At 44.2% G+C, this 10,759-nt stretch carries 5 protein-coding genes; all 5 read right to left on the minus strand.

Annotated features, from left to right (window positions below):
* On the minus strand, positions 1-7,044 hold a 7,044-nt coding region (locus D8793_RS12375), incomplete at its 3' end, for a collagen-flanked surface repeat-containing protein (protein WP_376739349.1).
* Between the two features lie 277 nt (positions 7,045-7,321).
* Positions 7,322-8,200, minus strand: a complete 879-nt coding sequence (gene truB / locus D8793_RS11640) for a tRNA pseudouridine(55) synthase TruB (protein ID WP_125372377.1) — start codon at positions 8,198-8,200, stop codon at positions 7,322-7,324.
* 110 nt (positions 8,201-8,310) lie between these two features.
* The gene (locus tag D8793_RS11645) at positions 8,311-8,745 is read right to left on the minus strand and encodes a GNAT family N-acetyltransferase (RefSeq protein ID WP_125372378.1); all 435 of its coding nucleotides are present in this window, start codon (positions 8,743-8,745) and stop codon (positions 8,311-8,313) included.
* A gap of 9 nt (positions 8,746-8,754) precedes the next feature.
* Complete coding sequence (locus tag D8793_RS11650; protein WP_125372379.1) at positions 8,755-10,026, minus strand: DUF2130 domain-containing protein; 1,272 nt, start codon at positions 10,024-10,026, stop codon at positions 8,755-8,757.
* A 13-nt stretch (positions 10,027-10,039) separates the two neighbouring features.
* The coding region (locus tag D8793_RS11825; protein ID WP_185761198.1) for a hypothetical protein at positions 10,040-10,759 on the minus strand (720 nt) is incomplete at its 5' end.

The raw sequence follows: 10,759 nt of genomic DNA on the forward strand, positions 1-10,759 counted from the left end.
ACCAGCTTTTCCATCTTTGACGATAGTTGAAGATGTTACTTCGTCTGGATCAAGTTCACCGTTACCATTCTTATCGAGACCGACTTGAACTGTGTGCGTGCCATTGTTGTTGTCTACAACTTTAGCTAGTGGAGATTTTCCATCCTTACCGTCTTTGACGATTGTTGAAGAGGTTACTTCATCTGGATCCAACTGACCGTTGCCGTTCTTATCAAGACCAACTTTAACAGTATGCGTGCCATCGTTGTTGTCAACGACTTGCGCCAATGATGGCTTGCCGTCTTCACCTTTAGCACCAGTGGCACCAGCTTTTCCATCCTTACCATCTTTGATGATTGTAGATGATGTTACTTCGTCTGGGTCAAGCTGACCGTTGTTGTTCTTATCGAGTCCGACTTGAACTGTGTGTGTGCCATTGTTATTATCGACAACCTTAGCTAGCGGAGATTTACCGTCCTTACCGTCTTTAACGATGGTAGATGAGGTTACTTCATCTGGATCCAATTGGCCATTGCCGTTCTTATCAAGACCAACTTTAACAGTATGAGTGCCGTTGTTATTATCGACAACTTGGGCTAATGATGGCTTGCCGTCTTCACCTTTATCACCTTTTGCACCAGTTGCGCCTGTAGCACCGGTTGCACCAGCTTTTCCATCCTTACCATCTTTGATGATTGTAGATGATGTTACTTCATCTGGATCAAGTTCGCCGTTGCCGTTCTTATCGAGACCGACTTTAACAGTATGAGTACCGTCGTTGTTATCTACGACTTGCGCCAATGATGGCTTGCCGTCTTCACCTTTATCACCTTTAGCTCCGGTCGCTCCTGTAGCACCTGTGGCACCGGTTGCGCCAGCTTTTCCATCCTTACCATCTTTGATGATTGTTGAAGAGGTTACTTCATCTGGATCAAGTTCACCGTTACCATTCTTATCGAGACCGACTTGAACTGTGTGCGTGCCATTGTTGTTGTCTACAACTTTAGCTAGTGGAGATTTTCCATCCTTACCGTCTTTGACGATTGTTGAAGAGGTTACTTCATCTGGATCCAACTGACCGTTGCCGTTCTTATCAAGACCAACTTTAACAGTATGCGTGCCATCGTTGTTGTCAACGACTTGCGCCAATGATGGCTTGCCGTCTTCACCTTTATCGCCTTTAGCTCCGGTCGCGCCTGTAGCACCGGTTGCACCAGCTTTTCCATCCTTACCATCTTTGATGATTGTAGATGATGTTACTTCATCTGGATCAAGTTCGCCGTTGCCGTTCTTATCGAGACCGACTTGAACTGTATGCGTGCCATTGTTGTTGTCTACAACTTTAGCTAGTGGAGATTTTCCATCCTTACCGTCTTTGACGATTGTTGAAGATGTTACTTCGTCTGGATCCAACTGACCGTTGCCATTCTTATCAAGACCAACTTTAACAGTATGAGTACCGTCGTTGTTGTCTACGACTTGCGCCAATGATGGCTTGCCGTCTTCACCTTTATCACCTTTAGCTCCGGTCGCTCCTGTAGCTCCAGTTTCACCTTTATCGCCTTTGGCTCCGGTCGCTCCTGTAGCACCTGTGGCACCAGCTTTTCCATCCTTACCATCTTTGATGATTGTAGATGATGTTACTTCGTCTGGATCAAGCTCACCATTTCCGTTCTTATCAAGACCGACTTGAACAGTATGGGTGCCGTTGTTGTTGTCTACTACCTTAGCTAGTGGAGACTTACCATCCTTACCGTCTTTGACGATTGTTGAAGAGGTTACTTCGTCTGGATCCAACTGACCGTTGCCGTTCTTATCAAGTCCAACTTTAACAGTATGAGTACCGTCGTTGTTGTCTACGACTTGAGCTAATGATGGCTTACCATCTTCACCTTTATCACCTTTAGCTCCGGTTGCGCCTGTAGCTCCTGTGGCACCAGCTTTTCCATCTTTACCATCTTTGATGATTGTAGATGATGTTACTTCGTCTGGATCAAGCTCACCATTGCCGTTCTTATCGAGACCGACTTGAACTGTGTGTGTGCCATCGTTGTTGTCTACGACTTGGGCCAATGATGGTTTGCCATCTTCACCTTTGGCACCAGTGGCGCCTGTAGCTCCGGTTTCACCTTTATCACCCTTAGCTCCAGTTGCACCTGTTTCACCTTTAGCTCCGGTCGCTCCTGTAGCTCCAGTTGCGCCAGCTTTTCCATCCTTACCATCTTTGATGATTGTAGATGATGTTACTTCGTCTGGATCAAGCTCACCATTTCCGTTCTTATCAAGACCTACTTGAACTGTGTGTGTGCCGTTATTGTTATCAACAACTTTAGCCAATGGAGACTTACCATCTTTTCCGTCTTTAACGATGGTAGATGAGGTTACTTCGTCTGGATCCAACTGACCGTTGCCGTTCTTATCCAGTCCAACTTTAACAGTATGAGTACCGTCGTTGTTGTCTACGACTTGGGCCAATGATGGCTTACCATCTTCACCTTTAGCGCCAGTCGCGCCTGTTTCACCTTTATCGCCTTTGGCTCCGGTTGCTCCGGTAGCACCTGTTGCGCCAGCTTTTCCATCTTTGATGATTGTAGATGATGTTACTTCGTCTGGATCAAGCTCACCATTTCCGTTCTTATCAAGTCCAACTTGAACTGTGTGTGTGCCATTGTTATTGTCGACAACTTTAGCTAGTGGAGATTTTCCATCCTTACCGTCTTTGACGATTGTTGAAGATGTTACTTCATCTGGATCCAATTGGCCGTTGCCGTTCTTATCAAGACCAACTTTAACAGTGTGTGTACCGTCGTTGTTGTCTACGACTTGCGCCAATGATGGCTTGCCATCTTCACCTTTGGCTCCGGTCGCGCCTGTAGCGCCTGTAGCACCAGCTTTTCCATCCTTACCATCTTTGATGATTGTAGATGATGTTACTTCATCTGGATCAAGTTCACCGTTGCCGTTCTTATCGAGACCGACTTGAACTGTATGCGTGCCATTGTTGTTGTCTACAACTTTAGCTAGTGGAGATTTTCCATCCTTACCGTCTTTGACGATTGTTGAAGATGTTACTTCATCTGGATCCAACTGACCGTTGCCATTCTTATCAAGACCAACTTTAACAGTATGAGTGCCGTCATTGTTGTCTACGACTTGCGCCAATGATGGCTTGCCGTCTTCACCTTTGGCACCAGTTGCGCCTGTAGCTCCAGTTTCACCTTTATCGCCTTTGGCTCCGGTCGCGCCTGTAGCACCGGTTGCACCAGCTTTTCCATCCTTACCATCTTTGATGATTGTAGATGATGTTACTTCATCTGGATCAAGTTCACCGTTGCCGTTCTTATCGAGACCGACTTTAACAGTGTGAGTACCGTTGTTGTTGTCCACGACTTGGGCTAATGATGGCTTGCCATCTTCTCCTTTAGCTCCAGTCGCGCCAGTGGCACCGGTTTCACCTTTATCCCCCTTAGCTCCGGTCGCGCCTGTTGCACCAGCTTTTCCATCTTTGATGATTGTAGATGAGGTTACTTCGTCTGGATCAAGCTCACCATTTCCGTTCTTATCCAGACCGACTTGAACAGTATGGGTGCCGTTGTTGTTATCGACTACTTTAGCTAGCGGAGATTTTCCATCCTTACCGTCTTTGACGATTGTTGAAGATGTTACTTCATCTGGATCGAGCTGGCCATTGCCATTCTTATCCAGACCGACTTTAACAGTGTGAGTACCGTTGTTGTTGTCCACGACTTGGGCTAATGATGGCTTGCCATCTTCACCTTTGGCACCAGTTGCGCCTGTAGCTCCAGTTTCACCTTTATCGCCTTTAGCTCCGGTCGCGCCTGTAGCTCCAGTTGCGCCAGCTTTTCCATCCTTACCATCTTTGATGATTGTAGATGAGGTTACTTCATCTGGATCCAACTGACCATTGCCATTCTTATCAAGTCCAACTTTAACAGTGTGTGTACCGTCGTTGTTGTCTACGACTTGCGCCAATGATGGCTTACCATCTTCACCTTTTGCTCCTGTAGCTCCAGTTTCACCTTTATCGCCTTTAGCTCCGGTCGCACCTGTAGCACCTGTAGCACCTGTAGCACCAGTCGCTCCGGTTGCCCCAGCTTTTCCATCCTTACCATCTTTGACGATAGTTGAAGATGTTACTTCATCTGGATCGAGCTGGCCGTTACCGTTCTTATCAAGTCCGACTTGAACAGTATGGGTACCATTGTTGTTATCAACAACCTTAGCTAGTGGAGATTTGCCATCCTTACCATCTTTAACAATAGTAGATGAGGTTACTTCATCTGGATCGAGCTGGCCGTTGCCGTTCTTATCAAGACCAACTTTAACAGTGTGAGTACCGTCGTTGTTGTCTACGACTTGCGCTAATGATGGCTTACCATCTTCTCCTTTAGCGCCAGTCGCGCCTGTGGCACCAGTCTCACCTTTATCGCCTTTAGCTCCGGTCGCGCCTGTAGCTCCGGTTGCACCTGTGGCGCCAGTAGCGCCCTTATCACCTTTTGGTCCTGCTGCACCTGTAGCTCCAGTTGCGCCAGTTGCACCTTTATCGCCTTTTGGTCCTGCTGCACCTGTGGCGCCAGTTTCACCTTTATCGCCTTTAGCTCCGGTCGCGCCTGTGGCGCCGGTTGCGCCAGTTGCACCTTTATCTCCTTTTGGTCCTGCTGCACCTGTGGCGCCGGTTGCGCCAGTAGCGCCCTTATCACCTTTTGGTCCTACTGCACCTGTGGCGCCGGTTGCGCCAGTAGCGCCCTTATCACCTTTTGGTCCTGCTGCGCCTGTGGCGCCGGTTGCACCAGTTGCGCCTGTTGCACCCTTATCACCTTTTGGTCCTGCTGCGCCTGTGGCGCCGGTTGCACCAGTTGCGCCTGTAGCACCCTTATCACCTTTTGGTCCTGCTGCACCTGTGGCGCCGGTTGCACCAGTTGCACCTTTATCACCCTTAGGTCCAGTTGGTCCCGCATTACGTTTGACAACCATGATGGTATCTACAGGATCAACGTAATTGTGTCCTTTAAATCCTCTTACAGTTCCACCATTTTTCAGTGTCTCAAGTTCTTGAGCTGTAAACTTAGGATTCGGTACGTCATTTAGGTTTTCTGGTTTTGGTCCTACAACAATAACCTGTCCGTCTTTACCTTGTTGGTAAACAATCTGAGAACCAGTTTGATTGTCGAAGGCGCGTTTTTGATCTGGAGTGGCATTCTCATAATCTACGACTCTGACATTATGTGGAATGTCCATAACAAATCTGTCATAAGATTTTTCTGGTTCTGGTGCTGGAACTTCATTGACATATGCTGCAGGAGTATATGTCAAATTAGGGTTCGTTACGACGTTATTCGCTTTTACGTTGGTATTAAATGAGAACCATTGGCGAATTGGACGTGGCCAGTGCTGACCAGGGTTAGTGGTAGCAATATCAAAGCTCAATGATGTACCACTTGTAACTTTTGCAGCACCCGCTCCCCAGAATTCATTCGGATTACCTTGTTGGTCCCATTGATATTCAGTTTGGCCTTTATAAGAGTTATTTTTACCATTTGCATAGTACCAACCATTTGCCTGTGGAACGATAGAAGAACCTACAATTTGTACATTCTGCATATTTGAGCTCAAATTACCATAAATTTCAGCGTAAATATCATTCCCGTGGTGGTTACGTGAAGCGAAAGAAACAACACCAGGTGTTCTGCCAAAGTCTACCTTAGTGCCATCCGCATAATAGAATTCCCATTCCATATGCAATTGGTTACCAGTTCCTTTACGATCATAGCTGGATCCATTCCAAACTGTCATAGTTGGATCTTTATGGATAGCCATTACCATACTATCATCATAAGCAGAACTCTTCTTAGGCGTATATCGAGCAATAGCTTTCGTAATAGGTCGACCACCGGCAAATGAGTTATGCAAGGTGTACTCTACTGTTGTGGTTCTACCAACTTGCGTATGAACCATGTAGTAAGCATCTGTTTGATCCTTGATGATTCGCTCTGCTGCCGGTTGGCTTGTATCGGCTCTAGTGATAACTGCATTCGGTTGAGTAGTTGTCCCGTCTCGCCACTCATTGTAGCTCCGACTATCCAAAGCTTCACGAACATATTGATTTCGGGATGTGAGCGTACTGTCTTTGACGAACCAGTCTCCTTGTGCCAGCCTAATCCTAGCCGTTGCGTTTGGCTCATCAGAGAACACGAGGTTTTGCGGAGCAATTTGTTGCAAGCTTCCTTCTCTACCTGTTAATTGTTGAGCTCTTTGTTTAGCCGTCAAGTAATCAGAGATTTTTCTATTCATTGCCTGAGCTTCAGTATTTTGAAGATCCGCTGCTTGACGTTCTAACCTGCGTCTTTCATCGTCAGTTGTTGCGGTTCCAAAATTTCTAAGCTGGTTCGGTGTAACTGGCAAGTTCTCTGATGCTGCTCTATCCAACTGAGTTTTCAAGGCATTCGCTTGAACTGTAGCTAGATTACCATCTTGAGTAACAGTATAGTCAGATCCTTGGCGAGTAGCACCAGTATTTCGGAATCCTGATGTACCGCTAACACTTCTGAATCCTGATGAGCCTGAACGCTTAGGTTGTGCGGCTGCATTAGTTTCAGAACTTGCTGTTTTTGGCTCTGATTTTTCTTCTTTTTTTGGCTCAGCCTTTTCTTCTGCTTTAGCTTCTTTCGGAGCATTTGTTTCTTCTGACTTTTCGTCTTTTGAAACAGCAGCTTCTTCTGCTTTAACTACATCTTCAGTGCTAGGTGCTGCTTGTTCCTTAGCTTCAGTTGCTTGAACATCTGCACTTACTGACGCAGCATTCTTTTCAGGTTCGGCTTGTGATTCAGTTGCCGGTTTCTCAGACTCTTTTTCATCTGAAACTCTAGCAGCTTCTGCTACTTGAGCTGCTTGGTCTTGTGCAGAAGGACTAACTTCTTGCGCACTTGCAACTCCCCCTCCTAGAAAGAAAATACTTGATCCTAGAAAAACTGAACATGCGCNCCATGCTCTCGTCTTACGAATTGTAAAACGTTGCCTTTCTATTTTCTTCCAGTCTTGTCCCATGTATTGGAACCCTCCTTATTATTCTAAAATTGTCACTCCCTCAAGTGTATCATATAAGTGGGATTTAAGCAATTTTATAGCCCTTTTATTACTTAATCATTTTTAGTAAATCTGTCCAATTTTTGAGTATTACTATTTCAAAAATTCACAGTAAATTTTATAAATGTTTCTGATCTATTCAAATTTATACATTTTTTAGTTTATAGATTTGGTTAATTATTCTAGGCATAAAAAAATCCTGAAAATAAATTTCAGGACTCTGATATTTTCAATATGATTAAAGAAAAACTTTTTTAGGTTTATAAGATTCTTCCCTTTTTTCTAAGATGGCGATAAGCTTACCTTTATGAAAACCAGCCAAGATTGTTGCCGCATTTTCAATGAAAATAAAGCGACCAAAGCGGACTTCCTCTAACTGCTCTATTGTTAGTTCAATCTTTGGTAGATCACCTGTCCCCAACTCCAGAGGCTGAAGAAATGTAAAATCCTCCACTGCTACTCGCTCCGCTATTTCATCCAAGGTCAAAGCATCATCCAAGCTCATACCTGCTGAAGAAGTCCTTGTCAGCTGGGACATGTGGCTAGCAAAGCCAAGCTTAGCTCCCAAATCAACAGACAGGGTTCGGACATAGGTCCCCTTGCTGCACTTGACCCGAAAGCGAAAACGGGCTTGTTCATCTTCATAGGCAATCGGACTGGTGCGTTCAAAGCTATAGATGGTCACTTGCCGCTCGGGACGCTCCACTTCTTGACCTGCACGCGCATACTCATAAAGCTTGCGGCCATTGACCTTGACTGCTGAGTACATGGGCGGAATCTGGCGAATCTCACCAGTCATGGACTCCATCGCTTCATCGATGAGAGCTTCTTCTAAAAGCTCTGTCACCGGAGTCCGCTCAAGAATGTCTCCGCTGGCATCCTCTGTCGTCGTTGAGCAGCCCAGCGTGATTTCACCCTCATAGATCTTGCCTTCCTCCTGCATGAACTCGACCAAGCGTGTCGCCTTGCCCACAGCAATCGGAAGCACCCCTACTACATCTGGATCCAAGGTGCCCCCATGACCAATTTTCTTCGTTCCCAAAATTTTACGCAGCTTACAGACCGCGTCATGCGAAGTCATTCCCGCTTCTTTTCTTAAGTTGATAATTCCGTTCATTGATTAACTTTCTAAAAATACTAAAACTCTCTTTTGGAAATCCTTATGCTGTTCATATTTGCTGTAGACATTACTTTGTTTCCTCTGCTATTTTTCATGATTTATTTATGTTAACTTTTTAAATGCAGAGCAAAGCCGGCAGTCACTTTTTCAAATCCAACCGCCTGATAAAACTGATGTGCAGCATTTCGTTCAGCAGTTAATCCACTATTTAGAGCCAGTGCCTTAACTCCTTCTTTTACCGCTTGTTTTTTCAATTCATCGATTAGCCTACTAGCAATTCCTTGTCGTCTTGCTTCTTTTGCAACTGACAAAGCTAAAATACGATAGTAAGATCCATCTGATTCAAAAAAGAAGAGCTTTGCATAACCTAAGAAACCTAAAATTTCTCCGTTTCTTTCAGCTAAAAGACAGCCATAATGCGGCTGAGAGAGAATCATTTCTAAACGTCGAGCCAGCTTAGAAGCGGTCGTTGGATAGCCCAAGTCTTCGTATAGAGACAGTAAGGCTTCAGCATCTTTCATGGTTACTTTTCGTATCTGCATAGGAGCCTCCTAGTCTCCCTTCAAAGCTTCAAACTTAGCTTTCATAGTAGGATTTTTGCGTGTCAATTTTTTGACAGAGACGTCGTCCAGTTTGTTGTTTGCTAAGCGCAGCTGGTTTTCAGAGGTCGTCAGGAACTTCTTGATTTCTTCCATCCGGCGGATTGCCTTGTCAATCTCCTCGATGGCCTTGCCAAAGTTGGTCGAAGCAGACTGATAGTTCTTGGCGAAAGCTACTTTAAAAGCATCCAAATCTTCCTCAAAATGCGTAATATCAATGTTCTGCTCCCGCACCAAGGCTAGTTCCTGCTTGTACTGGAGCGAGTTGAGGGCAGCATTGCGCAAAAGGGTAATCATGGGGAGGAAGAACTGAGGCCGGATAACATACATCTTCTCATAGGCATAGGACACGTCGACAATACCCGAATTGTAGAGTTCACTGTCAGCCTCAAGAAGTGTCACCAGAATAGCATACTCACAGCCTTTCTCCCGCCGGTCCTTATCCAGCTCTTTGAAGAAATGCTCGTTTTTCTTCTTGGTCGCTGTCTCATCGCCTTCATTTTTCATCTCAAACATGATGGAGAGAATTTCTATACCATTTTCATCCACCTCACGGTAAATGTAGTCGCCCTTGCTGCCGGTTCTGGCATCATTGTCCTTGCCAAATTCTGCTCGCGGAAACATCCCCATGCGATTCTTGTTGAACTCGTACTCACAGTGCTGTTCCAAACTCTCGCCAATCATCTTAGTAGACTGCTTGGCCTTAAAATCCTTGTAGAACTCTATAGTCTCATCTTTCTGCCGCAGCTCTACCTCATAGCGCTCTTTGAGAGAGGTCTGAGCCAGCGCTGCTTCCTTTTCTTGCAAAACTAGCTGATTCTTAACCTCGTCTCGCTCTTTTTCCAGCGCAGACAAGGTCTTTTGGAGTTGATTTTCATGCTCCAAGCGCAGAGTTGTCAGCTGACTTTCCAATTGCTGAACTTCCTTATCCTTCTCCTGCAATTGAAGACTTGCTGCCTGCTCCGCCTCTTTCTTTGCCAATTCCTGCTGGGTTTCAAACTGAGCAATTTGACTTTGAAGCTTTCTAATTTCCTGCTCTTTCTGCGATAGGAGAGCTTGTTGGGCATTCTGGGATTTTTGCTCTGCTAAAGCCAGCTCCTGCTCAATTCGAGCATGGATTTCCTTGTCAAACTCCGCTGTCCGCACCTGCGACAAAAGCTCACTGTACTGGCTCTCATTAACAGTAAAAACCTCCCCGCAGTTGGGGCATTTGATTTCGTTCATGGGGTACCTCACGTTATTCTTTAAACTTATTAGCTTCCTCAATTAGTTCCAACAACTTATTTTTTTGATCTTCTTCTAATTGATTGATCTTTTTCAAAAATTTATTTTTAAAATCTTCATTGTATGAGATATTATCCAAATCTAACATTTTTCGTTTGTTAACCCTACTATTTGAGTAAGAAGTGTATGTAGTTACGAGATTTTTCATTACAAATTGATAAAAGTTTGAATTATCAAACTCAAATATCAAATTAATTTTACTAGCAACAGCTTTTTGAAGTTCTCCTCTTAGATTCTTGCTAAACAAAAATATCATATACGGATTCTGGACACTGAGAATTTCAAAATCATCAGTTTCTCTGAACGTTTTATTTACAAGAATCTCATGCTCCTCAGATATTCCATCTCTCCTTGGAACAAACCTTGGAAGCAAAGTCAATTTCCCAGATAAATCAAGTTTTGGAATTTTTAAAATATAGTTTTCAAATTGTTGGACTGGCGTCACAGCAAATTTATCTTTTAATATATCTCTAATTTTATAAATTATATTTTCCAGATAATCAAGACTAAAATTTGAAAGACTAAAACCATCAATCTCTGCATTCAATGATATCAAATTAGTTAATAGGGATGAATAATTCTCTTTAGTAATATTTTTAAAACTATGAGCAATCATATCATCATCTAACAATTTATTAATATCTAAATATTCTTTACTTAGAAGATTATAAAA

This window comes from Streptococcus cristatus, from assembly GCF_003943465.1.
GTDB classification, from domain to species: domain Bacteria; phylum Bacillota; class Bacilli; order Lactobacillales; family Streptococcaceae; genus Streptococcus; species Streptococcus cristatus_C.